We start from the raw sequence: 16725 nt of genomic DNA, 5'->3' as shown, positions 1-16725 counted from the left end.
CACCGTGCGGCGCCGCGGCCAGTTCAGCGAAGGCACTCACGCCCCCACCTCCGATGCGATGTCGTGGGAGCCCGGCGCGGCGGGGCCGATCCGGACCAGGCCGCCGGGCCGGGCGCCGGTGTCGGCCGGGACGCCCCGCCCGACGGAGTTCAGCGGCACCCAGACCACCCGGTCCGGCATGTCGGTGACCTTCAGCGGGAGTTCGACGCCGCCCGTCGGGCCGGTGACGGCCAGCAGGTCGCCGTCCTTGACGCCCGTCTCGGCCGCGGTGGCGGCGGAGAGCCGGGCGACCGCGGCGTGCCGGGTGCCGGCCAGTGCCTCGTCGCCCTCCTGGAGCCGGCCCAGGTCGAGCAGCATCCGGTGGCCCGCGAGGACCGCCTCGCCGGTGCCGGGCCGGGGCAGTGGCCGTGCCGTCTCGTTCGGGTCGTCGGCGTGCGCGCCGGTCCAGCCTCCGAGCCGGTCCAGCTCGCGGCGCACGGACCGCAGGTCCGGCAGCGCGAAGCGGGCCGGTCCCTCGGCGTCCGTGACCCCGGCCAGGGCGTCGGCCAGCATGTGCAGCACCCGGGCGTCGGTCGGCGCGAGGGTGCGCGTCATCTGCTCGGGCTTCAGCGCCGCCTCGAACATCCGCGCCCGGCCCTCCCAGTTGAGGAAGGTGCCGGACTTCTCGGCCACCGCGGCGACCGGGAGGACCACGTCGGCGCGTTCGGTGACCTCGCCGGGCCGCAGCTCCAGCGAGACCAGGAAGCCGACCTCGTCGAGCGCCTCCAGGGCCCGTGCCGGGTCCGGCAGGTCCCTCGGCTCGACCCCGGCGACGAGCAGCGCGCCCAGTTCGCCGGTGGCCGCGGCCTCCACGATCTGGCCGGTGTCGCGGCCGAAGCGGGACGGGAGTTCGGCGACGCCCCAGACGGCCGCCACCTCGTCCCGGGCCCGCGGGTCGGTCGCCGGCCGGCCGCCGGGCAGCAGCGACGGCAGCGCGCCCGCCTCCACGGCGCCGCGCTCACCGGCCCGGCGCGGGATCCACACCAGCCCGGCCCCGGTCGCGGTGGCGGTCCGTACCGCGGCGGTCAGGGCGCCGGGCACCGCGGCGAGCCGCTCGCCGACCACGATCAGGGAGCCCTCGCCGCGCAGCGCCTCGGCCGCCACGGCTCCGTCGCCGTCGAGGCCGACGCCGCCCGCGATCGCGTCCAGCCATTCGGTCTCGGTGCCGGGGGCGGCGGGGAGCAGCGTGCCGCCCGCCTTCTCCAGGCCCCGGGTGGCGTGCGAGGCGATGGCGAAGGTGCGCTGTCCGTGCTTGCGCATCGCCTTGCGCAGCCGCAGGAAGACGCCGGGCGCCTCCTCCTCCGACTCGAACCCGACCAGCAGCACCGTCGGGGCCTTCTCCAGCGAGGTGTACGTGACCCCCGCGCCGTCCAGGTCCCGGCCGCGTCCGGCGACGCGGGCGGCCAGGAAGTCGGCCTCCTCGCCGCTGTGCGCGCGGGCCCGGAAGTCGACGTCGTTGGTGTCCAGCACGACCCGGGCGAACTTGCCGTACGCGTAGGCGTCCTCGACGGTCAGCCGGCCGCCGGTGAGCACCCCCGTCCGGCCGCGCGCGGCGGCCAGTCCGGTGGCGGCGGCGGCCAGGGCCTCGGGCCAGCTCGCCGGTTCCAGGACCCCGTCCGCGTTGCGCACCAGCGGGGTGGTGAGCCGGTCGCGCTGCTGGGCGTAGCGGAAGGCGAAGCGGCCCTTGTCGCAGATCCACTCCTCGTTGACCTCGGGGTCGTCGGCGGCGAGCCGCCGCATGACCTTGCCGCGCCGGTGGTCGGTGCGGGTGGCGCAGCCGCCCGCGCAGTGCTCGCACACCGACGGCGAGGACACCAGGTCGAAGGGCCGGGAACGGAACCGGTACGCCGCCGAGGTCAGCGCCCCGACCGGGCAGATCTGGATGGTGTTCCCGGAGAAGTACGACTGGAACGGGTCGCCCTCGCCGGTGCCGACCTGCTGGAGCGCGCCGCGCTCGATCAGCTCGATCATCGGGTCGCCCGCCACCTGGTTGGAGAACCGGGTGCAGCGCGCGCAGAGCACGCAGCGTTCGCGGTCCAGCAGCACCTGGGTGGAGATCGGGACGGGCTTCTCGTAGGTCCGCTTCTTCCCCTCGAAGCGGGAGTCCGCGTCGCCGTGCGACATCGCCTGGTTCTGCAGCGGGCACTCGCCGCCCTTGTCGCAGACCGGGCAGTCCAGCGGGTGGTTGATGAGCAGCAGCTCCATCACGCCCTTCTGCGCCTTCTCGGCGACGGGCGAGGTCAGCTGCGACCGCACCACCATGCCGTCGGTGCAGGTGATGGTGCAGGACGCCATCGGCTTGCGCTGGCCCTCGACCTCGACGATGCACTGGCGGCAGGCGCCGGCCGGGTCGAGGAGCGGGTGGTCGCAGAAGCGCGGGATCTCGATGCCGAGGAGTTCGGCGGCCCGGATGACCAGGGTGCCCTTGGGCACGCTGATTTCGATGCCGTCGATGGTCAGCGTGACCAGGTCCTCGGGCGGGATGGCCGCCTCGCCGCCCCCGGAGGGCGCACTCGTGGTGACTGTCATGCGTTCACCCCCTGGTGAGCGTTCTTGTCGTCGGCCCAGAGGGTCGATTTGGCGGGATCGAAGGGGCAGCCCTTGCCCGTGATGTGCTGCTCGTACTCCTCGCGGAAGTACTTCAGCGAGGAGAAGATCGGCGAGGCGGCACCGTCGCCGAGGGCGCAGAAGGACTTGCCGTTGATGTTGTCGGCGATGTCGTTCAGCTTGTCCAGGTCGGACATCTGCCCCTTGCCGGCCTCGATGTCGCGGAGCAGCTGGACGAGCCAGTACGTGCCCTCGCGGCAGGGCGTGCACTTGCCGCAGGACTCGTGGGCGTAGAACTCGGTCCAGCGGGTGACGGCGCGCACGACGCAGGTGGTCTCGTCGAAGCACTGGAGCGCCTTGGTGCCGAGCATGGAACCGGCGGCGCCGACGCCCTCGTAGTCGAGCGGGACGTCGAGGTGTTCGTCGGTGAACATCGGGGTGGACGAGCCGCCCGGGGTCCAGAACTTCAGCCGGTGCCCGGGGCGCATGCCGCCGCTCATGTCGAGCAGCTGGCGCAGCGTGATGCCGAGCGGGGCCTCGTACTGGCCGGGGCCGACGACGTGCCCGCTGAGCGAGTACAGCGTGAAGCCGGGTGACTTCTCGCTGCCCATCGACTTGAACCAGTCCTTGCCCTTGTTCAGGATCGCGGGAACCGAGGCGATGGATTCGACGTTGTTCACCACTGTGGGGCAGGCGTACAGACCGGCGACCGCGGGGAAGGGGGGTCGCAGCCGGGGCTGGCCGCGGCGCCCTTCGAGCGAGTCGAGCAGTGCGGTCTCCTCACCGCAGATGTACGCGCCCGCGCCCGCGTGCACGGTGAGTTCCAGGTCGAGCCCGGAGCCCAGGATGTCCTTCCCGAGGAAGCCCGCCGCGTACGCCTCGCGCACGGCCTCGTGCAGTCGCCGCAGTACGGGGACGACCTCGCCGCGCAGGTAGATGAAGGCGTGCGAGGAGCGGATCGCGTAGCAGGCGATCACGATGCCCTCGATGAGGCTGTGCGGGTTGGCGAACAGGAGCGGGATGTCCTTGCAGGTGCCGGGTTCCGACTCGTCGGCGTTGACCACCAGGTAGTGGGGTTTGCCGTCGCCCTGCGGGATGAACTGCCACTTCATCCCGGTGGGGAAACCCGCGCCGCCGCGGCCGCGCAGGCCGGAGTCCTTGACGTAGGCGATGAGGTCGTCCGGTGCCATGGCGAGGGCCTTGCGCAGTCCCTCGTATCCCTCGTGGCGCCGGTAGGTCTCCAGGGTCCAGGACTCGGGTTCGTCCCAGAAGGCGGAGAGGACGGGGGCGAGGAGCTTCTCGGGGCTGCCCCCGTTGCCGCTTCCGTTGTCGTTGATTTCGGTCGCCAACGTCATCACTCCCCCTCCTCGGCGATCGGGCCGGCCGGGTGGTCCGGGTCGGAGGCCGAGGTCTGCTGCGGTGCGTCGTGCGAGCCGAGGTGCTCGGACGGCGACGGGTCGTGGGGCCGGGCGCCGGCGGGGCGTTCGCCGCGCGGGGCGACGACGCGCGGTTGCGGCTCCTCGCCCCTGGCGAGCCGGAGGCCGATCAGTGAGGCGGGGCCCGCGCCGCCGGACGCCTCGACGGCGCCGGGGCGCTCGTCGGGGAAGCCGGCCAGGATGCGGGCGGTCTCCTTGTAGGAGCACAGCGGGGCGCCGCGGGTGGGTTCGACGGTGCGCCCGGCGATCAGGTCGTCGACCAGGCGGGTCGCGCTCTGAGGCGTCTGGTTGTCGAAGAACTCCCAGTTGACCATCACCACGGGGGCGAAGTCGCAGGCCGCGTTGCACTCGATGTGTTCAAGGGTAATCTTCCCGTCCTCGGTGGTCTCGTCGTTGCCGACGCCGAGGTGTTCCTTGAGCCGGTCGAAGATGGCGTCGCCGCCCATCACCGCGCACAAGGTGTTGGTGCAGACGCCGACCTGGTAGTCGCCGCCGGCCCTGCGCCGGTACATCGTGTAGAAGGTGGCGACGGCGGTGACCTCGGCGGTGGTGAGGCCGAGCACGTCCGCGCAGAACGCCATGCCGGTGCGGGAGACGTAGCCCTCCTCGGACTGCACCAGGTGCAGCAGGGGCAGCAGGGCGGAGCGGCTGTCGGGGTAGCGGGCGATCACCTCCTCCGCGTCCGCTTCGAGCCTGGCGCGCACCTCGGCCGGGTAGGCGGGGGCGGGGAGCTGCGGCATCCCCAGACTGACTTCCTGACGTGCTTCGGTCACCGGTCGACGCCTCCCATCACGGGGTCGATGGACGCGACGGCGACGATGACGTCGGCGACCTGGCCGCCCTCGCACATCGCAGCCATGGCCTGGAGGTTGGTGAAGGACGGGTCGCGGAAGTGGACCCGGTAGGGGCGGGTGCCGCCGTCCGAGACGACGTGCACGCCGAGCTCGCCCTTGGGGGACTCGACGGCGGTGTACGCCTGCCCGGCCGGGACCCGGAAGCCCTCGGTCACCAGCTTGAAGTGGTGGATCAGGGCCTCCATGGAGGTGCCCATGATCTTCTTGATGTGGTCGAGCGAGTTGCCCAGGCCGTCCGGGCCGAGCGCGAGCTGCGCCGGCCAGGCGATCTTCTTGTCGGCGACCATCACCGGTCCGGGGGCGAGCCGGTCGATGCACTGCTCGACGATCCGCAGCGACTGGCGCATCTCCTCCAGGCGGATGAGGAAGCGGCCGTAGGCGTCGCAGCTGTCGGCGGTGGGGACGTCGAACTCGTAGTTCTCGTAACCGCAGTAGGGGTCGGTCTTGCGCAGGTCGTGCGGGAGTCCGGCGGAGCGCAGCATCGGGCCGGTGACGCCGAGCGCCATGCAGCCGGTCAGGTCGAGGTAGCCGACGTCCTGCATGCGGGCCTTGAAGATGGGGTTGCCGGTGGCGAGCTTGTCGTACTCCGGCAGGTTCTTCTTCATGGTCTTCACGAACTCGCGCAGCTGGTCGATCGCGCCGGGCGGCAGGTCCTGGGCGAGTCCGCCGGGCCGGATGAACGCGTGGTTCATGCGCAGGCCGGTGATCAGCTCGAAGAGGTCGAGAACGAGTTCACGGTCGCGGAAGCCGTAGATCATGATCGTGGTGGCGCCGAGCTCCATGCCACCGGTGGCGATGCACACCAGGTGCGAGGAGATCCGGTTGAGCTCCATCAGCAGCACGCGCAGGACGCTGGCCCGGTCGGGGATCTGGTCCTCGATGCCGAGGAGCTTCTCGACCCCCAGGCAGTACGCCGCCTCGTTGTAGAACGGCGTCAGGTAGTCCATGCGCGTGACGAAGGTGGTGCCCTGGGTCCAGTTCCGGAATTCGAGGTTCTTCTCGATGCCGGTGTGGAGGTAGCCGATGCCGCAGCGGGCCTCGGTGACGGTCTCGCCGTCGATCTCCAGGATCAGCCGCAGCACCCCGTGCGTGGACGGGTGCTGGGGGCCCATGTTGACGATGATGCGCTCGTCGTCGGACTTGGCCGCGGACTGGACGACCTCGTCCCAGTCGCCGCCGGTGACTGTATATACAGTCCCCTCGGTCGTGTCGCGGGCGTCCGAGAGGGGCGTCCCGGAGGGCTCCGACGCGGTGCGGTGGGGGTGTGGAGTAGACATCAGGAGTACGACCTCCGCTGGTCCGGAGCCGGGATCTGGGCGCCCTTGTACTCGACGGCGATGCCGCCGAGCGGGTAGTCCTTGCGCTGCGGGAAGCCCTGCCAGTCGTCCGGCATCATGATCCGGGTGAGGGCGGGATGCCCGTCGAAGACGAGCCCGAAGAAGTCGTAGGTCTCGCGCTCGTGCCAGTCGTTGGTCGGGTAGACCGGCACCAGGGACGGGACGTGCGGGTCGCTGTCCGGGGCCGACACCTCCAGCCGGATCAGCCGGCCGTGCGTGATCGAGCGCAGGTGGTGGACGGCGTGCAGCTCCCGGCCCTTGTCGCCGGGGTGGTGGACGCCGCTCACGCCCGTGCAGAGCTCGAAGCGCAGTGCCGGGTCGTCGCGCAGGGTGCGGGCGACCTGGACGAGGTGTTCGCGGGCGATGTGGAAGGTGAGCTCGCCGCAGTCGACGACGGTCTTCTCGATGGCGTTGGCGGGCAGCAGGTCCTGCTCCTCCAGGGCCCCTTCGAGCTCGTCCGCGACCTCGTCGAACCAGCCGCCGTACGGCCGGGAGGCGGCGCCCGGCAGGGCCACGGTGCGGACGAGACCGCCGTAGCCGGAGGTGTCGCCGCCGTTGTTGGCGCCGAACATGCCCCTGCGTACGCCGATGACCTCGCCGCCCTCGCCGCGCGGGGCGGGCACGTTGTTGCCGTCGTGGTCCTCGTGGTTGTGGCTCTCGCTCATCGCAGCAGCCCCTTCATGTCGATCAGGGGCAGCGCCTTGAGTGCCGCTTCCTCCGCCTCGTGGGCGGCCTCCTGCGCGTTGACCCCGAGCTTGGAGCCCTGGATCTTCTGGTGGAGCTTGAGGATCGCGTCCATCAGCATCTCGGGCCGCGGCGGACAACCCGGCAAATAGATGTCAACCGGAACAATGTGATCAACACCCTGAACAATGGCGTAATTATTGAACATTCCGCCCGATGATGCGCAAACCCCCATGGAGATCACCCACTTGGGGTTGGGCATCTGGTCGTAGACCTGCCGCAGGACGGGAGCCATCTTCTGGCTGACCCGTCCTGCCACGATCATCAGATCCGCCTGCCGCGGCGATCCGCGGAAGACCTCCATCCCGAAACGGGCCAGGTCGTAACGCCCGGCTCCGGTCGTCATCATCTCGATGGCGCAGCAGGCGAGGCCGAAGGTGGCGGGGAAGACGGAGGACTTCCGTACCCAGCCGGCGGCCTGCTCGACAGTGGTCAGCACGAAGCCGCTGGGCAGCTTCTCTTCGAGTCCCATGGTGTGCCCCTCAGCCCCTCAGTCCCATTCCAGGCCGCCGCGACGCCATACGTACGCGTAGGCGACGAAGACGGTGAGCACGAAGAGCAGCATCTCCACGAGCCCGAAGATCCCCAGGGCGTCGAAGGTGACCGCCCAGGGATAGAGGAAGACGATCTCGATGTCGAAGACGATGAAGAGCATCGCCGTCAGGTAGTACTTGATGGGGAAGCGGCCGCCTCCGGCCGGTGTGGGAGTGGGCTCGATGCCGCACTCGTACGCTTCGAGCTTCGCCCGGTTGTACCGCTTGGGGCCGATAAGCGTGGCCATGACCACGGAGAAGATCGCAAACCCTGCCCCGAGGGCGCCGAGCACGAGGATGGGCGCGTAGGCATTCACGCTCCTCGCTCCTTCCAGTCGTCCTTGACCGTTGGACCGCATCGGGCGACCGGCTCACCACCCCAGCAAGATCGTGCACATGTGAGGCAGTTCACAAGCCCGACTGCCCCGCATCCTATGCCCGTCATCCTGTGATCTGCGACACGGGGTACAGCAACGTCTTTGTGATCTCCACCACCTGACGAAGGATCATGAAGTCGGATGAGCGGTGATCTTCACACGTGAAGCGGTCGAGTGATCACGAGACGTGACATCCGATGCTGTTACCGCTGGTCAAGCAGGTGTCGCACTATCAAGAGATGGCCCTACCAAGCAAATTGGAGATGGACGGCCCGGGGTGATAGAGGGGCCCGACGATCTACGACCCCGATCCGACCCGCTTCGATCCGACCCGACCCCACTCCGGCGATCCGGGGCGACCACCCTCCGGCTGAGGCGCCCGACCTCACCCGGGCGAGGGACCGGAAAGGCGCGAAGTGGACACATCCGAGCATGTGCGATTTTCGGAGCGAACGGGACATCAGCCGCCACCCGGCGCCGCCTTGAGGGTCCGTCGCGCGCGCGGGGGCCACGCCGCGACGGAGGTGTGACCTGCATCACACCATCAAGACTCCGACAAAAGCGGGCTTGGCCATCGGTGCGAACGGATGGTAGGCGACGGGCAATTCGGGCGTATTACCGAAAGCCCGTGATCACAGCCGTGATCACTCATGCCCGTTTTGCCCGCTACGGCGTCAATAAGGGTCGCCGGAAAGCGGATTCACAGATTCCGTACGTAACTGTGTCGCAACACACGTTTCTTGATGGGAGCCCCGGGGCCTGATAGCGCTAGTACTCATGTCCCACACCGCTCACATACCCAGCCACCGGAAGCCCCGCCGAAACGCCTCCAAGACGGCGCTGCGGGCCGGAGTTGCCGGTGGCGTCCTCAGCACCATCGCGGTCGCAGGCGCTGCCGGTCCGGCCCAGGCCGAGCCGGTGACCCAGACCATCGAGATGCCCACCATCACCTCCGGGCTCTCCACCGCCGTCGCCGCGTCCGCCCAGGCCACGCAGCAGGTCGCCCAGGACCTGCAAACGCAGGCCCAGCAGGACGCCGCGGCCGCCAGCGCCGCCAAGGACGCCAAGAAGGCCAAGGCCGAGGCGGTCCGCAAGGCGGAGGCGAAGAAGAAGGCCGAGGCGGCCGCCAAGGCCAAGGCGGAGGCCGCCGAGCGCGCCTCCCGCACCGCCGAGCGCACGACGCTCAGCGCGAGCTCCGGCTCCTCGTCCTCCTCCGCCCCGTCCTACTCGTCGTCGAACGCGACCGGCTCGGCCGCGGCCGTCATAGCCTTCGCGAAGGCCCAGGTCGGCGACGCGTACGTGTCCGGCGGCACCGGCCCCTCCTCGTGGGACTGCTCCGGCCTCGTCCAGGCCGCGTTCCGTTCGGTCAACATCGACCTGCCGCGCGTCTCGCAGGCCCAGTCCACCGCCGGCACCCAGGTCTCCCTGAGCAACCTCCAGCCCGGCGACATCCTGTACTGGGGCGGCGCGGGCAGCGCGTACCACGTCGGGATCTACGTGGGCGGCGGCGAGTTCGTCGGTGCGCAGAACTCCAGCACCGGTGTGGTGCAGCGCCCGCTGTCCTACGACCCGCCGTCGGGCGCGGTCCGCGTTCTCTGATTCACAAGCGCCTTCGCGGCGCGCCGGAACGCGCGCGGAACAGCACGCACGAAGACGGCGAAGGGCCGTCGCTCCCCCGCTCGGGAGCGACGGCCCTTCGCCGTTCCCGGCGCCGCCGTCCCGCGGCCCTCCGGCGGATACCCGACATCACCCCCGGCCGGTGACGTCGACGTCGTGAACCTGCCGGACACCGTCCACCGCCGCTTGTGAACTGGGGCGAACAGCCCCCGCGTCACCGAGCACAGGACGGCWCCGCCATGACCGGCACCACGGCCACCACCCCCGCCGAACGCACCGCCCCGCCTCCCCCACCGCCCCCAACCGCACGAAAATCCGCATGAGCTAGGCTCGCCGGGGTGCAGTGAGGGGCCTCGAACAGGGTCCGGGTCACCCGTGCCGCCGGATCGGAACCACCACCGTCACCGGCCCCGTCCCGCCCTGAGCAGCAGCCCCGGAGAAACCGGAAGAAACTGTTCAGGTATCGGCCCCATGGGCCGGGATGTGAGGCCGCCCGTGCGGGACTACTTGCTCATGCTGCTCATCACGGCCGCGGTGACCCTTCTCCTGACCGGCCCCGTCCGGAAGTTCGCCATCTCGATCGGGGCGATGCCGGAGATCCGGGCCCGCGACGTCCACCGCGAACCCACCCCGCGCCTGGGCGGCGTGGCCATGTTCGGCGGGCTGCTCGCCGGATACCTCGTGGCCTCGCACCTGCCCCACCTCGAAGAGATCTTCACCCAGAGCTCGACACCGCGGGCCCTGCTGTCCGGGGCGGCCCTGATCTGGCTCCTGGGGGTGCTCGACGACAAATGGGGCGTCGACTCGCTGATCAAGCTCGGCGGCCAGGTGATCGCCGCCGGGGTGATGGCGTTCCAGGGCCTGACCATCCTCTGGCTCCCCGTGCCCGGCACCGACGGGATCTACCTCTCCGACGGCCAGGGCACCCTGCTGACCGTGGCGCTGATCGTGGTCACCATCAACGCGGTCAACTTCGTCGACGGACTGGACGGACTGGCCGCCGGGACGGTGGGCATCGCGGCGACGGCGTTCTTCCTGTACGGCTACCGGCTCTGGTACGGCTACGGGATCGAGGCCGCCGCGTCCACCACGCTGTTCTCCGCGATCCTGGCCGGCATGTGCCTCGGCTTCCTGGTCCACAACTCGCACCCGGCCCGGATCTTCATGGGCGACTCCGGCTCGATGCTGCTGGGGCTGCTCATCGCCGGATGCGCGGTCTCCGTCACCGGCGAGGTGGACCCCAGCCTCCTCAAGCAGTCGGTCGACGGCACGTCCGGCTCGGCCGCGATGGTGCCGGTCTACATCCCGCTGCTGCTGCCGCTGTCCGTCATCGCGCTGCCGGTCGCGGACCTGGTGCTCGCCGTCGTCCGGCGCACCTGGAACGGGATGTCCCCCTTCGCCGCCGACAAGGGCCACCTCCACCACCGCCTGCTCCAGCTCGGCCACTCGCACCGCCGGGCCGTGCTGCTCATGTACTTCTGGTCGGCGCTGTTCTCGTTCGGGATCGTGGCCTTCTCCGCACGCGGTGCCAAGTCATGGATCCTGTACGGCGTCGCGTTCGTCTGCGGGGTGGGCCTGCTCCTGCTGCTCCAGCCCCGCTACGGATCCGGCCTCACCCTCCGCCGGAAGCGGACCGAGGCCCCGACGGCGCCCCCCGAAACCCCCGACCGACGCGTCCACGCAAGCGCCGGCCACCGAAACGACTGACGGCCGCCGGGCAAGCACCGGCCGACACGTCAGGTGCGGGAAGAGGGCGAACTCGTCGCGGACCAGAAGTCCGACCTGACGTCAGGGAAAGGAATCTTCTTCCCGGCATAGTTCGGGCCGACTGTCTCTGCCTTTGGCGGAAAAACCTCGGAAGGGTCCACGCAGGGCGTCGCGACTTCAAAAAATGCTTGCCCGTTACTGCCGACGAGAACACGCACATTAAACCCATCAGGCGTCCTGTAGTACATGGCCGGAATATCTGAGCTGTTCACCGAGAGCTGCTTGTAATCCCGGCTCTCCCAGTAGCGTTCGATCACTCCCAGGAAGCTCCCCCGGCGCTCCTTCGAAATAACTGTCATGACTGCTCGTCGCCTTTGCACATCACATCCGCCTTCGGTCGACTGCCCGTGCGTCCAGTGCACCGGGGGCTTGATGGCAGCAAAAGTACCGTCAAGGATTTCGTCCGCCCGCACCGCAGCCTCCTGCATGTTCACCTTTTCCTCCTGCCCAACCGAGCCACCCGACACGTCGCATCCGGCGAGAAGCAGCGTACCGGCCACCAGTACCACTGACCCAAAAACCCTCATCGAGGCACCTCCTCGGTGATCCTTCCGGGCTTCCCGGCCACGATTCTGGCAATGTTGTCGGCCGACTCCTGATCCTTCGCTGGGTCGAAATAATTAGAATGTGCCGTCATCTTTCCACGGTCTTCCAATACGGTCGCCCCGTCAGCCACCGCGAACCGCGTTGCCTCGAAATCCTTGCTTGCCGGGTCGGTGCCGAACCAATGCTCACTGGGGTCGGTCTGTGCATCTTGGGCCATGTAGCTGCCGATGCCTCCGACGACAGCCCCGGCACCGCCGCCGACAACCGCTCCCGGCGGGCCGGCCATGCCCATTCCCAGGACAAACCCGGCTGATCCTCCGCCGGCCGCACCGGAGAGCATGCCGGATGCTTCGCTGTGGTTCGGGAGTTTGGTGACGATGTCGTTGTCGGCTGCGCCCACGAACACATGCCCCTCGCCCACGTTCAGGTCCTGAGCGTTGTCCGCTCCTGTGCCCGGGCTTCCGACCAGGATGATGTCGTCGGCACCAGGGATGCCACCTTTCTCCTGGGCTGCGAGCCCGACTGTGAGGGAGCCGTAGGAGTGTCCGATGGCAGTGACGTGCGGGGCGCCCTCGTTCGTCGCTGAGATTCCCGCCATGAACGCGTTGTAGGCAGGAGCTCCCGCCTCGGCGTCGTTCGTGAACATCACGCTCCTGCCACTGGCCAGGTCGCTCGGTGTCATCTGCGGCGCGTCGTATCCGAGCCACACAATCGACGAAGTACTGTCGGACGGGTTGGCCTCTTGCGCACCGATGGCTGTTTGCCACGCACGATTCACCGTTCCCCCAGCAAAATCCGCATCCAACTTGGTGTCGAGCCCGGGGACATATGCCGAGACGTTGTCTGCGGTGTCGGGATTGCCGTAGGCGATGATCGCGCGGCCGTTGCCCTCGTCACCGATGCCCAGCAGGTACATCGGTGGATCGCCATCCTTCTCCAGCCTCTCCTGGATTCCCTTCAGACCGCCCAGCATGTCCCGGGAAGCCTCGTCGTGCCTCCCCTCAAGTTTCCCGATGAGCATCTGGAGGTTCTCGCGGTTCGCCTCATCGCGTACCGGCGCCGGAATCCCGTCCAGGTTGCCGATCAGCCCCGGGAACGCGGAGACGTACTCCTCGCGCTGCTCCTTGCTGAGGTGGTCCCACCACTCCTTGCGTTCCGCGGGCGACTTGTCGAGCGGGAGGTTCTTCTCCAGGTACTCCCTCGCGGCCCCGCTCACCGCATCGGCGTCGGATGCGATGTCCGCCCACGTCCTGCTGTCGACCGTGAGGCCCTGGGCGGCCTTGAGTTTGTTGAGTGCCGAGCTGTACCGCTCGTCGATCTCGTGCGCCTCCCGCAGCGCGTGGGCGATGCGGTCGGCGATGTCCTGGGCCTTGGCGCGGTGCGGGTTGGGGTTCTTCAAGGTGGGGGTGCCGGGGGCCCTGGCGGGGTCGTACATGCCGTCGGCGTCGTAGTACAGCCCCGGGTTCCCGGCGCCGATGAGGCCGTTGTCGCCCGTCACGGAGCCGCCGGGCAGGGTGTCGCCGGTCAGTTCGTTCCTGCCGCCGGCCGGGTAGTCGACGCTGCCGTTGCCATTGACGGTGTACCCGAGGGAGGCCGCGTCGGCGAGGGCGGTGCGCAACGTGCGCTGCGGGGCGGCGAGTTCGTCGGCGAGTCCGGCGAGGGTGCCTCGGATCAGGCCGGTCTCGGTGTGGATGCAGTGGTAGTTCTCGCTCAGTCGCCTCAGCCGTTTCACGGCCGACCGGGCGGACTCGCTGTCCTGGGTCCTGGTGAGCCTGCCGCTCATGTCGCCGTCGACGCGTTCGCGGGCGGCGTCGGCGAACGCGGAGGCGGCGCGCCAGCCGTCGGCGGCCTCGGTCAGTTCCGCCGGCCTGAGGTCGCGGAGACGCTGCCAGGTCAGTCCGGATGCTGCGCCCATGGCCTACTCGCCCCTCCGGGTGCCGGGCACCGTGACCGACTCGGCGCTGTTCCCCACCTCGGCGTCCACTTCGCCCAGGATCACGGCCACCTGCCGCAGCTTCGGTTCCAGGGAGCCGCATTCGTCGCGGACCCTGCCGAGGCGTTCGTCCCACGAGGTGAGCACGGACTTGAGCGCTCCGAGACTGGCCAGTCCGGTCAGCCCGTCCGCGGTGCCTTCGTGGGACCTGCGCAGGTCGGTCCTCGCGGTGGTCGTGCCGGTCCGGAGGTCGCCCGCGGTGCCGGCCGCCCGCGTCCACGGGCCGCTCCTGTGCCTGAGTGTTCCGGCACCGCCCCCGCCGGGCGGATCGGCGGGACCGTTCTCCTCCGGCAGGCCGTCGATCCGTAATCGCGTGGGGTGCTGCCCGGCGGCCTGTGCCTTGAGCCGTTCCCACTCGTCCCACGCCATGCGCGCGTCCTCCCGTGCCCGAGCACCCCGCCCGTGGCGGCCCGTGCTCGCCGTGACTGTCGCCACAGACGTTACGGACGGGTGCCCGGTGTCACGTCCGTACGGTCACTCGTATGAGGTATGAGTACCCGTACCTGCCCGCCGGGGCCGGGGGCCGTGCGCGGTCGGTCAGGCCCTCGGGGCCACCTTGGAGAGGCCGTTGATGATGCGGTCCATCGCGTCGCCGCCCGTGGGGTCGGTGAGGTTGGCGAGCATCTTCAGCGTGAACTTCATCAGCAGCGGGTGCGTCAGGCCGCGCTGGGTGGCGATCTTCATGACCTTCGGGTTGCCGATCAGCTTCACGAAGGCGCGGCCCATCGTGTAGTAGCCGCCGTAGGTCTCCTTGAGCACCTTCGGGTAGTTGTTCAGCGCCAGTTCGCGCTGCGCGGGGGTCGTGCGGGCGTGGGCCTGGACGATGACGTCGGCGGCGATCTGGCCCGACTCCATGGCGTACGCGATGCCTTCGCCGTTGAACGGGTTGACCATGCCGCCCGCGTCGCCGACGAGCAGCAGGCCCTTGGTGTAGTGCGGCTGGCGGTTGAAGGCCATCGGGAGGGCGGCGCCGCGGATCGGCCCCGTCATGTTCTCCGGGGTGTAGCCCCAGTCCTCCGGCATCGAGGCGCACCACGCCTTGAGGACCTCGCGCCAGTCCAGCTCCTTGAAGGCGGAGGAGGAGTTGAGGATCCCGAGGCCGACGTTGGACGTGCCGTCGCCCATGCCGAAGATCCAGCCGTAGCCGGGCAGCAGCCGGTCCTGGGGGCCGCGGCGGTCCCACAGCTCCAGCCAGGACTCCAGGTAGTCGTCGTCGTGGCGGGGCGAGGTGAAGTACGTGCGCACGGCGACGCCCATCGGGCGGTCCTCGCGGCGGTGCAGGCCCATGGCGAGCGACAGCCGGGTGGAGTTGCCGTCGGCGGCGACGACGAGCGGGGCGTGGAAGGTGACCGGGGTCTTCTCCTCGCCGAGCTTGGCGGTGACGCCGGTGATGCGGCCGGTGCGGTCGTCGACGACCGGGGCGCCGACGTTGCAGCGCTCGTACAGCCTCGCGCCGGCCTTCTGCGCCTGGCGGGCCAGCTGTTCGTCGAAGTCGTCGCGCTTGCGGACCAGTCCGTAGTTCGGATACGCGGCGAGGTCCGGCCAGTCCAGCTGGAGGCGGACGCCGCCGCCGATGATCCGCAGGCCCTTGTTGCGCAGCCAGCCGGCCTCTTCGGAGATGTCGATGCCCATGGCGACGAGCTGCTTGGTGGCGCGCGGGGTGAGGCCGTCGCCGCAGACCTTCTCGCGGGGGAAGGCCGTCTTCTCCAGGAGCAGGACGTCCAGCCCGGCCTTGGCGAGGTAGTACGCGGTCGTGGATCCGGCCGGGCCTGCCCCGACGACGATCACATCCGCGCTGTGCTCGGAGAGGAGCTGCTCGGTCACGGTCGGATCTCCCGAAGACTCGAAATCGCGTGCCGCGCGGCACCTGTCCCATGCAGTCTATGGGGGTCTGCTGATCAACTTCCGAAGGGCTCCCAGATGTCGACCGAGCATTCCGGCGCTCCCTCCCTGCGGCTGCGCGTCCCGATCGACGAGGACACGCTCTCCTGGTACCGCGCCTTCGACGACCCCGAGGTGATGGAGTTCTTCGGCGGCGTGCCGGAGGAGCTCTCCCTGTACGAGGAGTGGACCGCCCGCCAGCGCAAGCTCGATGCGGAACTCGGCTACTGCCTCTGGACGGTGCTCGACGAGGACGGCGAGGTGATCGGCTTCACCGGTGCCCAGCCCTGGCCGCGGACCGAGTACGGCCCGGTGGGCGAGGTCGAGATCGGCTGGCGGCTGGCCAGGCCGGCCTGGGGCCGGGGATACGCCACCACCGCCGCGCGCATCACGCTGGAGCGGCTGCGCGCGGCCGGGGTGGAACGGGTGGTCGCGACGATAGACGCGGGCAACGAACGGTCGATCGCCGTGGCCCGGCGGCTGGGCATGGAACGGGCGGAGAGCTTCACCGACCCGAGGACGGGACGACGGGTGGACTGCTTCCGGCCGACAACGTGACCGGAGCGTCGGTGGTGTTCCGACGGGGCCGCCGCCGGTGCCGACCCGGCGGCGGCCGTGACGGCGGCCTCGGTGGCGGCCGTCAGTCGGTGTCGCGTCCGGAGGTGAGGACCGCGTACTCGGTGCCGTCCTCCGCGATGCGGATGTGGCTCCGGTCGACCGCGCGGATCGTCCCGCCGCTCTGCCCGCCCTCGTAGGTGTACTCCCGGATCGCACCGCCGGGGATCACGGCACAGCCCTCAGCGGTCCATGAGGAACAGCACGCCCGCGGTGGCGCCGCCGCCGACGAGCAGCGCCGCGAGGAGCGTGCCGGTCCAGACGAACGCGGCGCGCCTGCGGGAACCGCCCGCCGGGGCGGGCCGGGAGTCGGACGGCGTCCTGGGCACGGCGGAGTTCGCGCCGAGCGTGCCGGACGCGCTGCTGTTCGGACTGCTGTGGGTGGGCGGCGCGGTGTTCGTGGCGCCGTACCTGCTGCGCATGACGGGCGGGGGCGCTC

At 69.9% G+C, this 16725-nt stretch carries 16 protein-coding genes; 3 read left to right on the top strand and 13 right to left on the bottom strand.

Annotated elements, in window-relative coordinates:
• Window positions 1-36 precede the first annotated feature (36 nt).
• The 7 genes from EAO76_RS27355 to EAO76_RS27325 are packed head-to-tail and all read right to left on the bottom strand — an operon-like array spanning window position 37 to window position 7807.
• A complete protein-coding gene (locus EAO76_RS27355; protein WP_148838612.1) occupies window positions 37-2568 on the bottom strand; it encodes an NADH-quinone oxidoreductase subunit G in 2532 nt (843 codons plus the stop codon).
• Window positions 2565-3944 (bottom strand): NADH-quinone oxidoreductase subunit NuoF, encoded by a 1380-nt coding sequence (gene nuoF, locus EAO76_RS27350; protein WP_376298848.1) that lies wholly within the window; start codon window positions 3942-3944, stop codon window positions 2565-2567. Before nuoF ends, EAO76_RS27355 begins: the two co-directional genes overlap by 4 nt.
• Window positions 3941-4762, bottom strand: a complete 822-nt coding sequence (gene nuoE, locus EAO76_RS27345) for an NADH-quinone oxidoreductase subunit NuoE (protein WP_148840335.1) — start codon at window positions 4760-4762, stop codon at window positions 3941-3943. The genes nuoF and nuoE overlap by 4 nt, the downstream gene beginning before the upstream one ends.
• Window positions 4763-4791: 29 nt before the next feature.
• Window positions 4792-6153: an NADH-quinone oxidoreductase subunit D gene (locus EAO76_RS27340; RefSeq protein ID WP_148838610.1), complete on the bottom strand. Its 1362-nt coding sequence runs from the start codon at window positions 6151-6153 to the stop codon at window positions 4792-4794.
• Window positions 6153-6878, bottom strand: a complete 726-nt coding sequence (locus tag EAO76_RS27335) for an NADH-quinone oxidoreductase subunit C (RefSeq protein WP_148838609.1) — start codon at window positions 6876-6878, stop codon at window positions 6153-6155. The genes EAO76_RS27340 and EAO76_RS27335 overlap by 1 nt, the downstream gene beginning before the upstream one ends.
• Complete coding sequence (locus EAO76_RS27330; protein WP_148838608.1) at window positions 6875-7429, bottom strand: NADH-quinone oxidoreductase subunit B family protein; 555 nt, start codon at window positions 7427-7429, stop codon at window positions 6875-6877. Before EAO76_RS27330 ends, EAO76_RS27335 begins: the two co-directional genes overlap by 4 nt.
• Before the next feature lie 18 nt (window positions 7430-7447).
• Window positions 7448-7807: an NADH-quinone oxidoreductase subunit A gene (locus tag EAO76_RS27325; RefSeq protein WP_003992243.1), complete on the bottom strand. Its 360-nt coding sequence runs from the start codon at window positions 7805-7807 to the stop codon at window positions 7448-7450.
• 837 nt (window positions 7808-8644) lie between these two features.
• Between EAO76_RS27325 and EAO76_RS27320 the strand changes: the two genes are divergently transcribed.
• Together EAO76_RS27320 and EAO76_RS27315 are read left to right on the top strand one after the other, a co-directional pair.
• Entirely contained in the window at window positions 8645-9466 is an 822-nt protein-coding gene (locus EAO76_RS27320) for a C40 family peptidase (RefSeq protein ID WP_148838607.1), read from the top strand.
• Window positions 9467-9979: 513 nt separating this feature from the next.
• The gene (locus tag EAO76_RS27315; RefSeq protein ID WP_148838606.1) at window positions 9980-11191 is read left to right on the top strand and encodes an MraY family glycosyltransferase; all 1212 of its coding nucleotides are present in this window, start codon (window positions 9980-9982) and stop codon (window positions 11189-11191) included.
• Window positions 11192-11220: 29 nt separating this feature from the next.
• On the opposite strand, the gene EAO76_RS27310 is transcribed toward EAO76_RS27315, so the two are convergent.
• From EAO76_RS27310 to EAO76_RS27295, 4 genes are all read right to left on the bottom strand, one after another.
• Entirely contained in the window at window positions 11221-11751 is a 531-nt protein-coding gene (locus EAO76_RS27310) for a hypothetical protein (RefSeq protein ID WP_262375787.1), read from the bottom strand.
• A 23-nt stretch (window positions 11752-11774) separates the two neighbouring features.
• Window positions 11775-13580, bottom strand: coding sequence for an alpha/beta hydrolase (locus tag EAO76_RS27305; protein WP_316248377.1), 1806 nt, complete (start codon window positions 13578-13580; stop codon window positions 11775-11777).
• 135 nt (window positions 13581-13715) lie between these two features.
• Window positions 13716-14159 (bottom strand): amino acid ABC transporter permease, encoded by a 444-nt coding sequence (locus EAO76_RS27300; RefSeq protein ID WP_148838604.1) that lies wholly within the window; start codon window positions 14157-14159, stop codon window positions 13716-13718.
• Window positions 14160-14327: 168 nt separating this feature from the next.
• On the bottom strand, window positions 14328-15614 hold the full coding sequence (locus tag EAO76_RS27295; protein WP_148838603.1) for a geranylgeranyl reductase family protein: 1287 nt from the start codon (window positions 15612-15614) through the stop codon (window positions 14328-14330).
• A gap of 96 nt (window positions 15615-15710) precedes the next feature.
• Here EAO76_RS27295 and EAO76_RS27290 point away from each other — a divergent pair, with 96 nt between their 5' ends.
• A complete protein-coding gene (locus EAO76_RS27290) occupies window positions 15711-16229 on the top strand; it encodes a GNAT family N-acetyltransferase (RefSeq protein ID WP_148838602.1) in 519 nt (172 codons plus the stop codon).
• An 82-nt stretch (window positions 16230-16311) separates the two neighbouring features.
• On the opposite strand, the gene EAO76_RS44835 is transcribed toward EAO76_RS27290, so the two are convergent.
• Window positions 16312-16458, bottom strand: coding sequence for a hypothetical protein (locus EAO76_RS44835; RefSeq protein ID WP_187438814.1), 147 nt, complete (start codon window positions 16456-16458; stop codon window positions 16312-16314).
• Between the two features lie 10 nt (window positions 16459-16468).
• Window positions 16469-16725, bottom strand: a 257-nt coding sequence (locus EAO76_RS27285) for a hypothetical protein (protein WP_399462876.1), incomplete at its 5' end; no start/stop codon positions are given.

Origin of the sequence: Streptomyces sp. sk2.1, from assembly GCF_008120935.1 — a bacterium.
Taxonomy (GTDB): domain Bacteria; phylum Actinomycetota; class Actinomycetes; order Streptomycetales; family Streptomycetaceae; genus Streptomyces.
This window is presented reverse-complemented; position numbering and strand designations above follow the sequence as displayed.